Genomic DNA, 18,005 nt, shown 5'->3' with positions numbered 1-18,005 from the left:
GTTCGAATATTTTAACAAATGTTGGTACGCAGTATAGTCATGCCCAACGAATAAGGTTAGATTGTAATCGCGGAGCGAGCCACAATCTGAACCGTTTGTTGGACAAGCCCGGTATTCGGAGGGAGCGTTATATAAGAAAATAGCTTTTCGAAGGATTGGGGGATGTGTTGGCCCATTTCAAGCGTTGACGTCGATAAACGGGCTGAAATGGGCGTGATGCTGATCATCACACCCGGAATTTCGGATTTTAGCGGCATTTTGCCCTGAATTCAGACCGAACGAAAGCCTCGGTGCTAAAATGCCCGATGATCGGTTTGGGTCAGTGAGAAATGCCGCTTACATAACCGGTTTTGCCTCTACGCTTTGGTCGAATTCAATGCCATGACAGCCGAAGAACCGAGAATGCGCGTTTTGATAATCTGCAGGGTTCCACCACAACATGGGCATTGGAGTTTCGGGCGGGGCCTGAGCCAAGCGATAGCACGATTGGGATTGACGCCGAGCAAGACTTGCAGCAGACGAATCAGCCGTTTGCTGTTGGGGTGCAAAAAGCCGAAGTTGCGAGTCCGCCTAAAGCCTTTGGGCAGAACATGGCGGAGCATCAGCCACAGAAACTTCACGCCGGGTAGTGTTCGAGTCTGCCACTTTTTGGTTTTGCTGTCCTGGTAACGGAAGGTTACTTGGCCATCTCGGCAGGCAATAATGTCCTTTTCCTGGATAACGCCCTTATAGAGATAACGTCCCAGATAAACCAAGGCTTTATCGCCGCGTCCGACCGACTTGACGTCAACGACCCATTGTTGCGGATAGTAGTCAGGCAATGTCAAACCGGCCTGCGAGATCGCTTCAAGCAATTTGGCCCGAAACACTTTGGCCACTGCCTTGTGATTGAACAAATAGCCTTTCCGGCCCTTTTTACCCTGTTTGGTGCGCCACAGTCGTTTATCAGGATCGATGGCGGCCGCCGGCATCACCAAGTGTACATGCGGATGGTAATCCAATCGGCGGGAATGGGTATGCAACACAGCAATAGCACCGGCATTGCCCTGAAGCTGTTGATCGTTGCGGGTGAAGGTGTTGACGGTATCCCAACTACAGCGGATCAGCAGATCATACAACGTACGTTGCTGTTGCCAGGCCAACGGCCTGAGTTCTTTGGGCAAAGTAAACGTCAGCAAAAAATATTCGGCCGGCACCTGCTTCTGCAACTGCCTTTCCAGCCATTGTTGCGATTCGTGCGACTGGCAATGCGGGCAGCTGCGATGGCCGCAGGAATGCGGCACCAAGCGTTGCCGATCGCAATCATCGCATTGCGCCAACATCACAGGGCCTTGCGACGTGCGGCAGTGTTTCATCGCGGCCAGCGCCTGACGCTGACTGGGTGACAAGCGACCCTGGTAAGCGACCAGAAACTCGGCTTCGAAGGTTTGGATGATGGCGGAAAGCAAGATCATTTGACCGCCCCCCAGTCGATGTCGAAGCCATTCATTAAGGCATTAATCAACTGGCCGGTATTTTGATTCGTGCCGTCGGTCAGGTGAGTATAGCGGGCAGTGGTGAGGATACTGTGGTGACCGAGGATTTTCTGCACTTCCAGTAGATCGACGCCCGCTTCAATCAAATGTGTGGCATAGCTATGCCGCAGACAGTGCGGGGTAATCTTTTTTTTAAACCGCAGTCTTGCGCGACTTGGCGCAGAGCCTTTTGCACGCCACCGCGATCCAAAGGGCTCTGCGCGCGCTGCGCGCCCTTCAAACCGCCATGGCGATTGGGAAACAACATGACCGGATGCCGGTGAACTTGCCAGAAGCGGCGTAGCAAATCCAGGGTGGCAGCCGGCAACGGCACCAGTCTATCCTTATTGCCCTTGGCATCTCGGATATGCACGCGTTGGCGACCGGCATCGATATCCCCAACCTCAAGACGCAATCCCTCGCCGAGGCGCAAACCTAGACTGTAGAGCGTGAAAAAGAACACCCGGTAACTGAGAATACGCGTGGACTGGAAGATACACCGCGCCTCGTCGACAGTGACGATATCCGGCAAACGTTGCGCCTTCGGCGGCTTGACCAACTGCGGCGCGACCCAAGGCTTGCGCAGTACATGGGTGTAATAAAACTTGAGACCGTACAGGTCCAACTTGACCGCACTCCAAGAATGCGACTCCAGCAAATCGGTGAAATAATCGGTCAGTTGCTGTTCGGTCAACGCATTGATGTCTTCGTTGAAATACTGGCCGATACGTCGAATCGCACGGGCATAGGCCTCGATCGTCTTGGGCTGCAACCCTTTAAGTTTGAGGTGTTTCAGATGGCTTTGATAGTTTTGCTTGAAATGGGATTCGAATGATGTTGTCATTGTCGCGTAACCTCATGATTCGTCATGGAATAATCCCTCTTAAAAGAGGGCGTGAGATTACATTTTATAAATTACCGGCTACTGCCGCTTTTCTCCGCGTTAGCGGCTTCGTCCAACAAGCGCGTCAACACGGACTGCCAAAAGCTGTGCCACTTGTACCTCTCTATGCAGCTTTTGGTATCCGGTTATGCTTCGACAGTAGGGATGCTGTCGTAAAGCCCCCAGCACCTTAATTAACGAAGATGATAGCCAATAGTCTATGCAATTTAGGTGCTGAGTGAACGTTGTCCTCTGATAGCACCCCCATGCCGAAATTTCACAAACGATGAATATATTCTGCTTAATATGCCTTCAGTCAAACATTCGTCGTGATCAACACCGTAAACAACTACATGTCTAATACCTACAAAATCTTCGCCTATGGCAGCCTCATCAGCCAATCGTCGTTGAAAAAGACCGTGCCCGAAGCGCGCAATATTTTTCCGGCCGCGACCCACGGCCTGAAACGGGTGTTCAATTTAGCCTCGACCTACCGTTTCGACGAACAGCAGCAGGCGCCGGTTTGCGTGTTGAGCGCGGAAGCCGATGCGGCCGACAGCGTCATGAACGGAATCTGTTTCGAAATGGACGAAATTTCCTTGGACAATTTATTACGAAGGGAAAGCGGTTATGATTTCGTACGGATTCAAGCGCATCATTATCATGACCGCAAAGATATCCTCGAAGCTTATTATTTTCGCGCAAAACCGGCCAAACCATACCGCTATCTCGCCAACTCCGACGCGCAGAGGCATTATCTGCGATTATGCCTGTCCGGCAGCGCCGAATTCGGAACCTCGTTCGTGGAAGACTTCAAACGTTCCACATCGTTTTGGGGCATCGATTGCGAACAAACACTCAGTGCGATCTGGCAAGGGGATTACTGATGCGGCGGGAAAAATTCGCCATCGAGCAAATCGTGCAACATCGCTTGTTCGACTACATCGGCGTCGTTTGCGATGTCGATTTCATGTTTCAGGGCAGCGAAGCATGATATGAACGAGTCGCCCGGAGCAGGCCGCCGAAGGATCAGCCGTGGTAATATGTACCGGTCGATAAGGAAGTCCATCGGACCTATGTGGCCGAACGGAATCTGGAAGCCTACGACTTCGTCATAGCTATTCAACATCCGTTGTTGGAACACTATTTCGGCGGTTTCGAGCAAGGCCGTTATATTCCGAGGAACAGCCGTAATTAAACGCCGGGTCAGACCTCGGCGTAGCGCCCGGCATCGCCCAGCCAGCGATCGATGAGGGGTTGAATGGCTTCGGGATGATCTTTACAGATCAATTCCGCGGCTTGTTGAACCCGTTCCAGTTGCTCTTTATCTCGATTCAGGTCGGCGATTTTGAATTGCACTTGGCCGGTTTGCCGGGTGCCCATGATCTCGCCCATGCCGCGCATTTTTAAATCCATTTCGGCGATGACGAAGCCGTCGTGATTGTCGCGGAACACTTTCAGCCTTTCCCGGCCGCTTTCCGATAACGGCGACTGGTACAACAGCAGGCAATAGCTTTCCACGTCGCCGCGACCGATCCTACCGCGCAACTGATGCAGTTGCGATAGCCCCAGGCGTTCCGGATTCTCGATGATCATCAGGCCGGCATTGGGCACGTCGACGCCGACCTCGATGACCGTGGTCGCGACTAATAGATCGGACTCATGCCGTTTGAAGGCCTGCATCACGCCGTCTTTGTCGGCCGCTTTCATGCGGCCGTGGACCAACGCGATGCGCACGTCGGGCAGGGCGTCGCGCAGATAGTCGGCAGTTTTTTCTGCCGCCTCGCATTGCAGCGCCTCCGATTCCTCGATCAACGTGCAGACCCAGTAGGCTTGGTGTTTTTTCTCGATCCAGTGGCGGATCCTGGCGATGACCTCGTCGCGGCGTTCGGACGGAATCACGCTGGTCGTGATTGGTTTTCTTCCGGGAGGCAGTTCGTCGATGATCGACAGGTCCAAATCGGAATATTGCAGCATCGCCAGCGTACGCGGAATCGGCGTGGCGGTCATGATCAGTTGATGCGGCCGCAGCCCGGTAGGCTGGCTTTTTTCCCGCAGCGCCAGGCGCTGATGAACGCCGAAACGGTGTTGTTCGTCGATGACGACTAGGCCCAGTTTGGCGAAATGCACGCTTTCCTGGAACAGGGCATGGGTGCCGATAACCAGTTTGGCGCTGCCGTCGGCGATCGACTCCAAGGTTTGTTGCCGGGCCTTGCCCTTCAGTTGGCCGGTCAGAAAAACCGGTGCGCAATCGAAGCCGGCAAACCACTGGCTGAAATTGCGCAGATGCTGTTCGGCCAGCAGTTCGGTCGGCGCCATGACGGCGACCTGGAAGTCGCTGGCCAACGCCAGCAAGGCGTTGTAAGCCGCGACCACGGTCTTGCCGGAACCGACATCGCCCTGTACCAGCCTGAGCATGGGATGGTTATTCGCGCAGTCTGTCTCGATCTCGCCGATGACACGTCGTTGGGCCTTGGTCAGCCGAAAAGGAAGGCTGGCGAGGAAGCGCTTCTTGTAGCCTTCATCGGCCTGCAACACCGGCGCCCGCCATTGTTTTTGTCGCAACTTGTTCTGCAGCATGCGCAGGTGATGAGCGAGAAATTCCTCGAATGCCAGCCGTTTCAAGGAGCTGCTTTGCTGGATATCGTGGCTGGACAGGTTGGGCTGCGGACAGTGCAGGGTTCGCAGGGCTTGTGCTAGCGCGGGGAATTTGTGTCGTTGCAGAATAGGTGCAGGCAACCAGTCGGTCAGATGAGGCAAGCACAGGTGTAACGCCTGCTTGACCGCCTTGCGCAAGGTGTTTTGCCGGAGGCCCTCGGTCAACGGATAGATCGGCGTCAGGCTGTCCTCGGTGACGTTTTCCCGGGAATGAATGATTTTGTATTCCGGATGGATGATTTCCAAACCGGCGTAACCATGGCGGATTTCGCCGAAACAACAGACTTGAGTTCCCGGTTTTAATTGGGCTTGCTGATTGGCGGAGAAATGAAAAAAACGCAGGTTGATGAATCCGGTCTGGTCGCCGATTCGGCAGATCAGACTGCGCCGGCCCTTGGGCAGCACATCGCTTAGTTCGACGGTGCCGACGATCAAGGCCGACATGCCTGCGGTCAATGAACCGATCGGATGAACGCGGGTGCGGTCTTCGTAACGGTGCGGCAGCAGAAAGAGCAGGTCTTGGACGCAGTGAACACCGAGTTTTTGCAGTTTTAGGGCGGTTTGCGGGCCAATCCCGGATAGATTGTCGACCGGTTGTCGTTGGATCTCCATGGCTGCGGTCTTTCCCGGGCTTGAAGTGGGCCGGCTAACCCGCCGGCCGTAATAACTTATATGTTGTAGTCGTCTCTTAATTCCATGATGGCGTCCATTTCCACACCGACGCCCTTGGGTAACGATTTTACGCCGATCGCGGCGCGGGCGGGATAGGGTTGGCCGAAATATTCGCTCATGATTTGATTGACGATGGGGAAGTTTGCTAAATCGGTCAAAAAGACGTTCAATTTGACGATGTCGTAAAAATCGCCGCCAGCCGCTTCGGCAACGGCCTTCAGGTTGTCGAAGACGCGCCTAATCTGCACGCCGATATCGCCGTCTACCACTTCCATGGTTTCCGGGTGTAAAGGAATCTGGCCGGACAAGTAGACGGTGTTATTCACCTTGACTGCTTGGGAATAGGTGCCGATCGCTTGAGGCGCTTTATCGGTCTGGATGATTTCTCTGCTCATGGTTCGAGTCCTTGGATGTTTAGCCTTTGACGCGGGTAAGTTTTAACACAATGCTCAATTTTTTCAGTTTGCGGATGATATTGGCCAGGTGTACCCGGTCCCTGACCGTCAACGTGATCAAGTCCACCGAGACACGTTCGTCCTGATCCACCACCTTGACGTTTTCGATGTTGGATTCCATGCCGGAAATAGTCGAGGCGATCGTTGCTAACGTCCCCCGTTGGTTAAGGAGTTCGATACGGATTTCGGCGGGAAATTCCCCGGCGGCTTCGCTGCTCCATTCGACGTCCAGCCAACTGGTATGTTTTTTTCGCACTTCGTTGCTGTTGCGACACTCGTGATGATGCACGACAATACCCTTGCCGGGATTGAAAAAACCGATGATCGGATCGCCCGGAATGGGTCGACAGCATTTGGCCAGCGTCACGACCATGCCTTCGCTGCCCTTGATGATCAGTGGGGCCTTGTTGCTGCTTTCCTGGTCGTCCAGTTTGACGGCTGCATGAACATCGGCTTGGCTGATGCGTTTCGCGACCAGTAAAGGCATTTTGTTGCCGAGGCCGATGTCTTCCAGCAATTGATCCAGGGAATGCATCTGGAAAGCCTCCAGCACTTCGTTAATACGGAAGCTATCGATATCGTCCAACTGCAGGTTCATGCTATGCAACTCATTATCCAGCAGGCGCCGGCCCAGATTGATCGCTTCTTGCTGTTTGAAATTCTTCAGATACGTGCGGATGCTGCTGCGGGCCTTGGCGGTGGCGACATAATTGAGCCAAAGCGGATTGGGGCGGGCCCACGAGGCGGTGATGACCTCGACCGTCATGCCGTTCTCCAGCCGGGTTTGCAGCGGCACCAGTTTTTTGTCGATACGCGCCGAGATGCAGGAATTGCCGATGTCGGTATGGACCGCGTAAGCGAAATCGACCACCGTGGCACCGCGCGGCAATTTGATGATGCCGCCCTGGGGTGTGAAGACGAAGACTTCTTGCGGGAACAGGTCGACTTTGAGGTTTTCGATAAACTCCAATGAATCGCCGGCCGATTTCTGGATTTCCAACAGGTCGCGCAGCCATTCGTTGGCGCGGGCCTGCGCCGTTTCGTTATCGATGTTATCGGACTTATACAGCCAATGCGCGGCGATGCCGGTTTCCGACATGCGATGCATTTCGTGGGTCCTGATCTGAATTTCGATCGGCACGCCGTAGGGGCCAAGCAGGACGGTATGCAGGGATTGATAGCCGTTGGCCTTGGGCAGGGCGATATAATCCTTGAAACGGCCTGGAATCGGATTGTAGAGATTGTGTACGCAGCCGAGGGCGCGATAGCAGTCGTCGACCGTCTCGCAATAAATGCGAAAAGCGTAAACGTCGAACACATCGGAAAAGGAGATTTTTTTGTTCAGCATTTTCTGATAAATGCTGGCGACGTTCTTTTCCCGGCCCGCCACGGTACAGTTCATGTCGGTCTGGTTAAGCCGGGTCTGGATTGCCCCTTGAATCGTATCGATGATTTCCTTGCGGTTGCCGCGCGCTTTTTTGACCGCGTGACTGATAATTTTATAGCGCCTCGGATAAAGGGCCTTGAAGCCGAGTGATTCCAATTGATGACGAACCTTGTTCATGCCCAGGCGGTTGGCGATGGGGGCGTAGATTTCCAAGGTTTCCTTGGCGATACGGCGTTTCGCGGCTGGTGGCATGGCGCCCAAGGTTTGCATGTTATGCAGGCGGTCGGCCAGTTTGACCAGGATGACGCGCAGGTCCTTGGCCATGGCCAGGAACATTTTACGCACGTTTTCCGCCTGAGCCTCGGCGCGGGATTTGTTATCCAGTTTGGTAAGTTTGGTGACGCCGTCGACCAGTTCGGCGATTTCCTCGCTGAATTGCTCGCCTAGCTCTTGTTTGCTGACGGGCGTATCTTCGATCACGTCATGCAGAATGGCGGCCATGATTCCGCGAGTATCCAGGCGCATTTCCGCCAGGCTGATAGCGACGGATACGGGGTGGCAAATGAAAGCCTCGCCGCTTTTACGAAATTGGCCGGCATGGGCCTTAGCGCCGAACTGATAGGCGCGGACGATTTCGTCGATGTGTTCCTGATCCAGATAGTCGCTCAGAACCGAACATAAACGCCTAAGCAGTTTATCTTCGGGCGTCTCGGTTTTTTGTTGATCCGGTTCGACGACTATTCCTGGCATAGAGTATGGTTTATAGTTCTAGACTGGTATCGGAAACATCGCTCAATTTGTATAGCTTGTCAATGTTATCTTCGCTGACATGGCCGGCCGCGATTTCGCGTAAGGCGACCACGGTGTTTTTATCTCTTTCACGAGGGATGAATTCATCGGCCCCTTTTTCCAATTGACGAGCCCTTTTGCTTGCCAATAAAACCAGTTTGAAACGATTGTCGACATTTTCCAAGCAATCTTCGACTGTAATTCTAGCCATGATATAACCTATTAATTTAGCGCCAAAAATAAAACAGAACTGGCAATTATATAAAGAAAAAGCCCTGCCAAGCAATGGCCCGGCAGGGCTGCGACGAGCAACGACGGTCGCGCGATGCGCTGACCGGGCTCGCGTAACGGTGTTGAAGGATCAGTTGCGCTCTTCCAACATGGCGACGGCCGGCAGCTTTTTACCTTCCAGAAATTCCAGGAACGCGCCGCCGCCGGTGGAGGTGTAAGACACCCGGTTGCTGATGCCGTATTTGTCGATGGCCGCCAGCGTATCGCCGCCGCCGGCGATCGAGAAGGCCGCGCTGTTGGCGATCGCCATCGACAGGGATTTGGTGCCTTCGCCGAATTGGTCGATCTCGAATACGCCGACCGGACCGTTCCAGACGATGGTACCGGCCGATTGCAGGACTTGGGCGTATTGCTTGGCGGTTTCAGGGCCGATATCCAGGATCATGTCGTCGTCGGCGACCTCGTCGACTTTTTTCACGGTCGCTTCCGCGCTTTCGGAAAATTCCTTGGCGCAGACCACGTCGACCGGAACCGGAATGTCGGAACCGTTGGCTTTGGCTTGCGCCATCAGTTTCTTGGCTTCGTCGATCAGTTCTTCCTCGTACAACGATTTGCCGACCGAATAACCGGCCGCAGCGATGAAAGTATTGGCGATGCCGCCGCCGACGATCAGTTGGTCCACCTTAGTGGACAGGGATTCCAATACGGTCAGTTTGGTGGAAACTTTGGAGCCGCCAACGATTGCAACCAATGGCTTGGCCGGATGTTCCAGGGCTTGTCCCAAAGCATCCAGTTCGGCGCTCAATAATGGGCCGGAACAGGCGATCGGCGCGTATTTCGCCACACTGTGAGTGGAGGCCTGGGCGCGGTGCGCGGTCCCGAAGGCATCCATGACGAAAATATCGCACAATGCGGCCATTTTTTGGCCCAGTTCATCGTTATTTTTCTTTTCGCCAACATTGAAGCGGACGTTTTCGCACAATACGACTTCACCTGGCGCGATGTCGATGCCATCCAGCCAGTCTTTTTCCAGACGAACCGGTTTGCCGAGCAGTTCCGACAATCTTTCCGCCACGGGTTTCAGACTGGCTTCCTCGGAATATTGACCTTCCTCGGGACGGCCCAGATGAGACATCAACATGACAGCGGCGCCGCTTTCCAGGGCTTTCTCGATGGTTGGCACACTGGCTTGAATGCGTAGGTCACTGGTAACCTTGCCGTCTTTGACGGGGACATTCAAATCCTGACGGATTAGGACGCGTTTACCGGTGAGATCCAGATCTACCATTCTTTTAATCGACATATAGTTTCCTCGTAGAATGTATGGGTTAAATTTCTTGCCTATTATAAAGGTTAGTGATTATCTAGTCTTGTTTACATTGGGAGCCGCTAAATTTCATGGCGATCAACAAACAGGTTTAAGTTGTTAACCCGATTCAGTCTATAAATCCACTAATTGGACTATATTTGTTAATCACGACTTAACTTTTGTGGACAGTGTATGATGTTCTGGGTCAGAGCATGTATCGGTATTTTTGTACTCCTATACGGCACTTCGCACGCGGTGGCGCAAAACAGTGCAACGCCTGATATTGCCGTCAATGTGCTGATCGATGTCTCTGGCAGCATGAAACAAAACGATCCGGAAAATCGCCGCATCTCCGCGGTTAAGTTGCTTATTCATTTATTGCCGGACGGCAGTCGTGCCGGTATCTGGATGTTTGCGGAAGGGACTGCACTATTGAGCAAAACGACGTCGGTCGATCAGGAGTGGAAAAAGAAGGCTCTGTCGGCCGTCGATAAAATTCACTCACGCGGGATTTTTACCGATATCGAAAATGCCATTCAGCAAGTAGTGAAGGAAGGTTTTGGCCAGGAACGACAAAAAAATCTGATTGTGTTGACAGACGGCCTAGTGGATATATCGGAAGACATCATGGAAAGCGGAGATTCGAGGGAAAGGATCTTGAGCGACATGGTTCCGGTTTTGCAACAACGGCAAATCAAGGTGCATACGATTGCCCTGTCTGGACAAGCCGATAAAGAATTATTGGCCAGGTTGGCATTGGATACCAAAGGTTGGTCGGAGTCGCCGCAATCGGCCGAGCAATTGCAAAAAATTTTCTTGACCATGTTTAACCAGGCGGTTCCCCATGATACGGTGCCGTTGCGCGATAATAAATTCACTATCGATGACAGCGTCAAGGAATTTTCGCTGTTAGTATTCAAAAAAACAGATGCCGTGGCCACGCGCCTGATTGATCCCGACGGCAAAGAGCATAACCGGCAACACCGGCCCGAAAACATGACATGGGTCGAGGACAGACGCTATGATTTGGTTACGGTGAAACAACCTAAGACCGGCGAGTGGACGCTCGATGCGGAAACCGATCCCGACAATCAAGTCATGGTAATGACCGATTTAAAATTACTGGTCAACGATTTGCCGACTCATGTTGCCGAGGGGGAGTCGGTCGAAGTGCTTGTTCATTTTACCGAGCAGGGCGAGTTGATTCGGCGTGATGACTTTTTGCGTTTGGTACAAGTCTTATTAGTGCAAACCGATGCATTGAACAGAAAAAGCGAGTGGCGCATGCAGCTAGCGCCGGATAAGCCGGGCTTTTGGATGCAAACCCTTGCTCAAACGTTGGATAAAGGCAGGCATACGTTGCAAATCATCGCGGATGGAAAAACCTTTCAGCGTAAATTGGTCAAGACGGTCGAAGTCATGGATGCGTTAGTCAAAGTCGAACAATCGATCGATAATGAAAAGCAACTGTTCGAACTGGAATTGATACCGAATGCGAATATAATCGATACGAGCAAATTGGGTATTAATGCCGTCATTAATCATGGCGACAAACCGGTTGAGCGGAGACAGTTGAAAACTGAAGGTGGACGTTGGCTGCTGGCGCTGGCTTTGCCAGAATCAGGAGAAAGAGTGATCGTCAATTTCGATGTTTCGGCCAAGACCGTGCGTGGTGCAATGATTGCGCCGTCCATCAAGCCGATTATTATCGACGGTTCTTCGATTCGAGCTTTGCAAGAACAGCAAAAAGCCACTGCCCAAGCTGGTTCGGAAGATACAACGGCGAACCAACCGCAGTCACAAATCTTTCCTCGATCAGAGCAGGAAAATGTGACTGAAAAAGCGGAAATTCAACAACAGAATCAGCAAAATAGTAGAGAAACGAAAGTCGGGAAAACTATTGATAGCGAAGAAGGCAGTTGGGCCGTGGTTGCAGGTGTAGTGGCAGGAATCAATGCGTTGTTATTGGGTTTAGGGTTCTCGGTCTACAAAATAGGCAAGAAAAAATCCGCGGAAAAACATCAGCAACTTTTGGATAGATTGGCATGATTGAACTCAATACGGCACTGATTATTTTAATGGCGGAAGCGTTGGCTGGTCTACTCGTCCTGGCTTTTGCGTTGTTGTTTATTTTTGCTAAAAGAAAAAAGCGGGAACGTGTAGCGGCGAATGAATTGATCACCCGGCTAGAGGAGGCGGAACTCAAACGCAGCAAAAAATTGGGTGAATTGATCAAGGAAAATTGCGAAATCGACAACGATAAACTAAAGGAAATCTTGCAGGAAATCCGCAATTGCGAGCACGCTTTGTATCAACAGATTCTGCAAATTTTTCTACAACGAGATGCAGCCTTATTGAAAGAGATTGATCGCGCCATAAACAAATTGGCAAACCCTTATTGCCGAATCCTACAAGAAACGAACGGCTTGGTCGATTCGGGAACTATGGAAGAGCTGGAACGAGCCAAGGCGCAAATCAGTCAGTTAAAAAAAGAAGGGAAACAGCTGGCCGAACAGTTGGAAAAGGCGCTGCAAACGATGGATGAGATATCTACCGAATACACCCGGGTTTTTAGCGGTAAACAAACGGAATTGGAGCTGGAAAACAGCAGCAAGAAAATGTTACGGATTTTTCAGGAAGCGGAAAAGTCTGCTCGCGGTTCTTTCAAAGGGCTTGGCGAAGGGGGAGAAGGTTCATGAATGAAGTTGTACTGATTGTGATGGCCGAGATTATTTTTATTCTGGTACTGTTGCTGTTGACTATTTTGTTTGTGGGCTGGAAACGCAAAAAAAACAACCATGCGGCCTTGGAACAATTGCTCGACAGCGTTTCGCTCCGGGAAGAGCGGCGAAAATCGTCGTTGATCGATTATTTGACCGGTCATCAGAAAATGGAAAAGCAAGTCGCGGTGGAATTATGCGAAGACTTTATCGAGGCGGAAAAACAGTTTTTATATCAGTTTCTGGAACAGCAAGTGAAACAAAAGCCGATGAGTGATTTTTATCGACATTTGTGCGAATTGTTGGATAAATATCTCGCGCTACTGCCTCAGGCCGCCGCTTCATCAACCGCTCAGGCCACAAAGTCGGCTGACAAATCCGCCGTTAAGAAAAAAACACTCGAAACCGATTGGGCCGCGGCGTTTGCCGATATCGGGTTGGATATGTCTTCATTGTCAACCGGTGACGGCAGTAAAGCAAAAAACTAGTCGCTCCTCTTCCTGGCAAGATTCGTTAATGCATGCGGTCGAAGTGTGGCCAATTGCGTCCCCGGCGTAATCTTTTGTAGACCAAGTCAGCCGATGATTGGTCTGAAAGCGACAAATTGCATGCTTTTAGGCTTGACTAAAGGCAGCCTTTAATAATTCAAAATTTGACTATTTTGATGTGTGTAAGTTATGGAAAATGTTGGATGGGTAAAAATCGCATAACGTTATTTCTATAGGGTGTCTAAAGATGATTGTTTGCCTGTCAATCCGTGACACATTAAGGCGTCGCCGCGTAATTGCCGCCGGCGAGAGTATTGTCGAAACTCTCCAATATTTTGATATAGTTAACCCGCTCGAAGGCTTCCGGGTTGGTCGCGTTAAGACGGCTCATGACGCCTCTGACCTCGTCCAGGGAGTGGTAATTGCGCGCCGACAACCATTGTTCCAGGTCATTGACGAGGGTTTGCAGATGCTGCGGGCCGTGTTTCATCAGTGCCGAGGCGACGGTCACGACATCGGCCCCGGCCAGTAGGTATTTGACGATTTCCTTGGCCGAATGCACGCCGCGGCTCGCGGCTAGCGATGCCTCGATGCGGCCGTACAGCACTGCGATCCACAGCAGCGGCAGCCTGATCTCTTCCGGCGTGCTGAGGCTGGCGCGTGAATCCACCTGCAGCCGGTCCAGATCGATATCGGGTTGATAAAAGCGGTTGAACAGTACCAACCCGTCGGCGCCGGCTTCATCCAAGCGTTTCGCCATATTGCCGATCGAGCTGAAAAACGGACTCAATTTGATGGCGACCGGAATCGATACTGAACTTTTCACCGCTTGCAGTATGTCGAAATAACGTTGCTCGACATCGCTCGGGAGCATGTCGATATCGGTCGGGATGAAAAAGATATTCAGCTCCAAGGCATGGGCGCCCGCATCCTGAATCTGTCTGGCATAATCGATCCAACCCTCGCTGGTAACACCGTTCAGGCTGCCGATGATCGGAATGTCGGTGGCCTCGACAGCCTTGCTGACCAGTTTCAAGTAATGATCTGGCTCTTTCGGCGAGCGGTCGATATGAGGGAAATAGTTCAATGATTCGGCGAAGCTGTCGCAGCCCGAGTCCAACAAATAGTCGAAGGCTTCGTTTTCGTAGCGGATTTGTTCCTCGAAAAGCGAAAACATCACGACCGCCGAGGCGCCCGAATCCTCCAATAATTTAATCCCTTCCAGTGTCTCCGACAGCGGAGACGAAGAAGCGATGACGGGGTGTTTCAAGGTCAGGCCCAGGTAGCGGGTTGATAAATCCATCTGCGTTTCCTCTATTCGATGCCGGCGGCGTCGGGATGAAAATGGCTGCCAGGCTGCGTCGCCATTTGTTCGTAGGTATCCCATTTTTGGTTGACCACCTGCTGCGCCAGTTTCAGCATATGGTCGGCTTCGTCCGGGTTGGTCCGTTGCAGCATTTTGTAGCGTAGCTCGTTATAAGCATAGTCCTTAAACGGAATGCGCGGACGCGGCGAATCCAATACGAACGGATTTTTGTCGGCCTGGCGCAAGGTCGGATTATAGCGGATCAAAGGCCAATAACCGCTGGCGGTTGCCAGTTCCTGTTGATGCAGGCCGCTGTGCATGGGAATGCCGTGGGCGATGCAATGGCTATAGGCCAAAATCAACGACGGACCGGGATAAGCTTCCGCCTCGCGCATCGCCAACAGGGTTTGCTGCGGATTGGCACCCATCGCGACGCGCGCCACATAGACGTTGCCGTAGGAGATCGCCTGCAGGGCGATGTCCTTCTTCGCGATCGATTTGCCGCCGGCGGCGAATTTGGCCACCGCGCCCAGCGGTGTCGATTTGGACATCTGGCCGCCGGTATTGGAGTAGACCTCGGTGTCCATGACCAGAACGTTGACGTCGCGGCCGCTGGCCAGAATATGGTCGAGGCCGCCAGAGCCGATGTCATAGGCCCAGCCGTCGCCGCCGATGATCCAGATGCTGCGCCGGACCAGGTGGTCGACGACGGACAGCAAGTCGCGGGCCGGTTCGGAATCGAGCTGCAGTAAGACCGCCTTTAATTCGGCCACCCGTTCGCGTTGCCGGAGGATTTGCGATTCGGTTTGTTGCGCTGCGGTCAGAATGTCGTTGACGAATTCGCTACCCAGTTCGGCCTCGAAACCGCGCGTCAATTGTTGCGCCAGTGCCCGGTGCTTGTCGGCGGTCAGCCGGAAACCGAGGCCGAATTCGGCATTGTCCTCGAACAGCGAATTGGACCAGGCCGGACCGCGTCCCTCGTGATTTTTCGCCCACGGCGTGGTCGGCAGGTTGCCGCCGTAGATCGACGAACAACCGGTGGCGTTAGCGACGATCAGGCGGTCGCCGAACAATTGCGACACCAGCTTGACGTAAGGCGTTTCGCCACAACCGGCGCAAGCGCCGGAGAATTCGAACAGCGGTTGCAGGAACTGGGCGCCGCGCACCGAAGAGAAATCGACCCGCGCCCGGTCGTTGACCGGTAATGACTCGAAGAAACGGATGTTGTTTTTTTCCTGCTCTAATAGCGGCGCCTTGGGTTTCATGTTGATCGCCTTGATGCCGCTTTCCTTCAGGCTCAGCGCCGGACATACATTGACGCACAGGTTACAGCCGGTACAGTCCTCGACGTAAATTTGCAGGGTGTAGCGTGTTTCGGGAAAGCCGCGCGCGCTGATTGGAGCCGACTTGAAACCGTCCGGCGCCGACGCCAGCTGGCTTTGGTGATAGAACTTTGCGCGGATGACCGAATGCGGACAGACGAAGCTGCAATTGCCGCATTGAATGCATAAATCGGGTTTCCATTCCGGAACGAACTGTGACACGTTGCGTTTTTCCCAGGCGGTCGTGCCGGAGGGATAAGTGCCGTCCTCGGGCAATTGGCCGACCGTCAGGCTATCGCCCAGCCCCGCCATCATTTTCGCGGTGACTTCGCGGACGAAATCGGGCGCCTCGGTCGGGACGATCGCCGGCATTTCCAGCGAGCCGGTGACCTGGCGCGGCACCTCGACCCGGTGCAGGTGAGCCAAGGTTTGGTCGACCGCGGCAAAGTTCTTTTGCACCACGTCTTCGCCTTTTTTGCTGTAGGTCTTCTTGATCGTTTCCTTGATCTTGGCGATGGCTTGATCTTTCGGAAGCACGCCCGATAAGGCAAAGAAGCAGGTTTGCAAGATCGTGTTGACGCGGCTGCCCATGCCGGTGTCGCGGGCCACGGCAGAGGCGTCGATGACGTAAAACGAAAGGCGCTTGGCTATGAGCTGCTCCTGTACGTGTCGCGGCAGCCGGTCCCAGACGTCGCTAGGGCCGTAGGGGCTGTTAAGGAGAAATACCGATTCCTGGGCGGCTTGCTTGAGGATGTCGGTCTTGAATAGGAAATTGAACTGATGGCAGCCGATGAATTTGGCGGTTTGCACCAGATAAGGCGCGCGGATAGGCGCCGGCCCGAAACGCAGGTGGGAGACTGTCTGCGAGCCCGATTTTTTCGAGTCGTAGACGAAATAACCCTGGGCGTAAAAACCGGGCAGCTCGCCGATGATCTTGATCGTGTTCTTGTTGGCGCCGACCGTTCCGTCGGCGCCGAGACCGTAGAACAGCGCCGAGATGACATTGCTTGGTTCGATAGAGAAGCTGGGGTCGTAATCGAGACTGGTTTGCGACACGTCGTCGCTGATGCCGATCGTGAAACGGTTATTCGGCTGCGTCTTGGTTAACTCGTCGTAGATGCCCTTGACCATGGCCGGCGTAAACTCCTTGGAAGACAGCCCATAACGCCCGCCTATGGTTTTCGGCAATGCATTCAGTTTGTTCGAGGCGATCGCTTCAGACAGGGTCATGACGACATCGTGCAACAGCGGTTCGCCGGTCGAGCCGGGCGCTTTGCAGCGGTCCAGTACGGCGATGGCGCGGACGCTGGGCGGCAGCGTCGCGCGAAAGGCTTCCTGGTCGAAAGGCAGGTATAGGCGGACATGCAGGACGCCAACTTTTTCGCCTTGTTGCACCAGTGCCTTGGCCGTTTGCTTGACCGTTTCGGCGGCCGAACCCATGACCACGATGATGCGCTCGGCGTCTTTGGCGCCGGCGTATTCGAATAAACGATAGCGGCGGCCGGTGACTTCGGCGAAGCGGTCCATCGTTTGCTGGACGATGGCCGGAACTCGCGCATAAAACGGATTGACGGTTTCCCGGGCCTGGAAATAAACGTCGGGGTTTTGCGCGGTGCCGCGAATGAACGGCCGATCCGGATTTAGCGCGCGGGCGCGGTGAGCGCGAACCCTGCCGTTGTCGATCATCGCCTCGATTTGGTCGTCGCTCAATAACTCGATCTTGTTGACTTCATGCGAGGTGCGAAAACCGTCGAAAAAATGCAGGAACGGCACCCGGGCTTCCAGGGTGGCGGCCTGGGCGATCAAGGCCATATCGTGCGCCTCTTGCACCGAACTGGAGCCGAGCAGGACGAAGCCGGTGTCGCGCACCGCCATGACGTCGGAATGGTCGCCGAAGATCGACAGGCCCTGGGCCGCCAGCGACCGCGCCGCGACGTGGAACACCGCCGGTGTCAGTTCGCCGGCGATCTTGTACATGTTCGGGATCATCAGCAGCAGACCTTGCGACGCGGTAAAGGTCGTGGTCAGCGCGCCGGTTTGCAGCGCGCCATGCACCGCGCCGGCGGCGCCTCCCTCGCTTTGCATCTCGGCGATCAGCGGCACGTTGCCCCAGATATTGGTTTTGCCTTCGGTTGCCCATTGGTCGGCCCATTCAGCCATCGCCGAGGACGGCGTGATCGGATAAATGGCGCAGACTTCGTTGATCCGGTAGGCCACGTAGGCCACCGCCTCGTTACCGTCGACCGTGACTAGCTGTTTGTCGCTCATGGT

Annotated in this window: 12 protein-coding genes and 2 pseudogenes; 5 read left to right on the top strand and 9 right to left on the bottom strand. The window is 53.6% G+C overall.

Annotated features, from left to right (window positions below; all coding sequences use genetic code 11):
• Window positions 1-356: 356 nt before the first annotated feature.
• On the bottom strand, window positions 357-1,454 hold the full coding sequence (locus EP25_RS0107730) for an IS91 family transposase (RefSeq protein WP_036300033.1): 1,098 nt from the start codon (window positions 1,452-1,454) through the stop codon (window positions 357-359).
• Window positions 1,451-2,358: pseudogene (locus EP25_RS0107720) on the bottom strand (tyrosine-type recombinase/integrase). Before EP25_RS0107720 ends, EP25_RS0107730 begins: the two are co-directional and overlap by 4 nt.
• 392 nt (window positions 2,359-2,750) lie before the next feature.
• Here EP25_RS0107720 and EP25_RS0107715 point away from each other — a divergent pair.
• Window positions 2,751-3,284: a gamma-glutamylcyclotransferase family protein gene (locus EP25_RS0107715; protein ID WP_031433343.1), complete on the top strand. Its 534-nt coding sequence runs from the start codon at window positions 2,751-2,753 to the stop codon at window positions 3,282-3,284.
• Window positions 3,284-3,595 (top strand): annotated as a pseudogene (gene hspQ / locus EP25_RS24155) (heat shock protein HspQ). The gene EP25_RS0107715 and the pseudogene hspQ overlap by 1 nt, the downstream one beginning before the upstream one ends.
• Window positions 3,596-3,603: 8 nt before the next feature.
• On the opposite strand, the gene recG reads toward hspQ, so the two are convergent.
• The 5 genes from recG to EP25_RS0107685 form a co-directional block, all read right to left on the bottom strand.
• The gene (gene recG / locus EP25_RS0107705) at window positions 3,604-5,727 is read right to left on the bottom strand and encodes an ATP-dependent DNA helicase RecG (protein ID WP_268745438.1); all 2,124 of its coding nucleotides are present in this window, start codon (window positions 5,725-5,727) and stop codon (window positions 3,604-3,606) included.
• Window positions 5,724-6,122, bottom strand: coding sequence for a RidA family protein (locus tag EP25_RS0107700; RefSeq protein ID WP_031433341.1), 399 nt, complete (start codon window positions 6,120-6,122; stop codon window positions 5,724-5,726). The genes recG and EP25_RS0107700 overlap by 4 nt, the downstream gene beginning before the upstream one ends.
• A 19-nt stretch (window positions 6,123-6,141) precedes the next feature.
• Entirely contained in the window at window positions 6,142-8,319 is a 2,178-nt protein-coding gene (locus tag EP25_RS0107695; protein ID WP_031433340.1) for a RelA/SpoT family protein, read from the bottom strand.
• Between the two features lie 10 nt (window positions 8,320-8,329).
• Entirely contained in the window at window positions 8,330-8,569 is a 240-nt protein-coding gene (rpoZ, locus tag EP25_RS0107690) for a DNA-directed RNA polymerase subunit omega (RefSeq protein ID WP_031433339.1), read from the bottom strand.
• Between the two features lie 150 nt (window positions 8,570-8,719).
• A complete protein-coding gene (locus EP25_RS0107685; protein ID WP_031433338.1) occupies window positions 8,720-9,892 on the bottom strand; it encodes a phosphoglycerate kinase in 1,173 nt (390 codons plus the stop codon).
• Window positions 9,893-10,093: 201 nt separating this feature from the next.
• Between EP25_RS0107685 and EP25_RS0107680 the strand changes: the two genes are divergently transcribed.
• From EP25_RS0107680 to EP25_RS0107670, 3 genes are read left to right on the top strand one after another with little or no spacing between them, the layout of a single operon-like run.
• On the top strand, window positions 10,094-11,947 hold the full coding sequence (locus EP25_RS0107680; RefSeq protein ID WP_031433337.1) for a VWA domain-containing protein: 1,854 nt from the start codon (window positions 10,094-10,096) through the stop codon (window positions 11,945-11,947).
• Window positions 11,944-12,597 carry a DUF6240 domain-containing protein gene (locus EP25_RS0107675; protein ID WP_031433336.1) on the top strand — a complete coding sequence of 218 codons (654 nt, stop codon included), beginning with the start codon at window positions 11,944-11,946 and terminating at the stop codon, window positions 12,595-12,597. Before EP25_RS0107680 ends, EP25_RS0107675 begins: the two co-directional genes overlap by 4 nt.
• Window positions 12,594-13,106 carry a hypothetical protein gene (locus tag EP25_RS0107670; RefSeq protein WP_031433335.1) on the top strand — a complete coding sequence of 171 codons (513 nt, stop codon included), beginning with the start codon at window positions 12,594-12,596 and terminating at the stop codon, window positions 13,104-13,106. Before EP25_RS0107675 ends, EP25_RS0107670 begins: the two co-directional genes overlap by 4 nt.
• A 277-nt stretch (window positions 13,107-13,383) precedes the next feature.
• Here EP25_RS0107670 and EP25_RS0107665 read toward each other — a convergent pair whose 3' ends face one another.
• Both EP25_RS0107665 and nifJ read right to left on the bottom strand, forming a co-directional pair.
• A complete protein-coding gene (locus EP25_RS0107665) occupies window positions 13,384-14,409 on the bottom strand; it encodes a dihydroorotate dehydrogenase-like protein (protein WP_031433334.1) in 1,026 nt (341 codons plus the stop codon).
• An 11-nt stretch (window positions 14,410-14,420) separates the two neighbouring features.
• Complete coding sequence (gene nifJ / locus EP25_RS0107660; RefSeq protein ID WP_031433333.1) at window positions 14,421-18,002, bottom strand: pyruvate:ferredoxin (flavodoxin) oxidoreductase; 3,582 nt, start codon at window positions 18,000-18,002, stop codon at window positions 14,421-14,423.
• Between the last annotated feature and the right edge of the window lie 3 nt (window positions 18,003-18,005).

This window comes from Methylomarinum vadi (assembly GCF_000733935.1).
Lineage (GTDB): Bacteria > Pseudomonadota > Gammaproteobacteria > Methylococcales > Methylomonadaceae > Methylomarinum > Methylomarinum vadi.
Note: the sequence above shows the minus strand (reverse complement) of the source record. Positions and strands in the feature narration are given on the sequence as shown.

Excerpts from the sequence above, each read along its gene's own strand:
- EP25_RS0107730 (WP_036300033.1), bottom strand. The coding sequence starts at position 1,454 with ATGATCTTGCTTTCCGCCATCATCCAAACCTTCGAAGCCGAGTTTCTG.
- EP25_RS0107715 (WP_031433343.1), top strand. The coding sequence starts at position 2,751 with ATGTCTAATACCTACAAAATCTTCGCCTATGGCAGCCTCATCAGCCAA.
- EP25_RS0107700 (WP_031433341.1), bottom strand. The coding sequence starts at position 6,122 with ATGAGCAGAGAAATCATCCAGACCGATAAAGCGCCTCAAGCGATCGGC.
- EP25_RS0107695 (WP_031433340.1), bottom strand. The coding sequence starts at position 8,319 with ATGCCAGGAATAGTCGTCGAACCGGATCAACAAAAAACCGAGACGCCC.
- rpoZ (WP_031433339.1), bottom strand. The coding sequence starts at position 8,569 with ATGGCTAGAATTACAGTCGAAGATTGCTTGGAAAATGTCGACAATCGT.
- EP25_RS0107685 (WP_031433338.1), bottom strand. The coding sequence starts at position 9,892 with ATGTCGATTAAAAGAATGGTAGATCTGGATCTCACCGGTAAACGCGTC.
- EP25_RS0107680 (WP_031433337.1), top strand. The coding sequence starts at position 10,094 with ATGTTCTGGGTCAGAGCATGTATCGGTATTTTTGTACTCCTATACGGC.
- EP25_RS0107675 (WP_031433336.1), top strand. The coding sequence starts at position 11,944 with ATGATTGAACTCAATACGGCACTGATTATTTTAATGGCGGAAGCGTTG.
- EP25_RS0107670 (WP_031433335.1), top strand. The coding sequence starts at position 12,594 with ATGAATGAAGTTGTACTGATTGTGATGGCCGAGATTATTTTTATTCTG.
- EP25_RS0107665 (WP_031433334.1), bottom strand. The coding sequence starts at position 14,409 with ATGGATTTATCAACCCGCTACCTGGGCCTGACCTTGAAACACCCCGTC.
- nifJ (WP_031433333.1), bottom strand. The coding sequence starts at position 18,002 with ATGAGCGACAAACAGCTAGTCACGGTCGACGGTAACGAGGCGGTGGCC.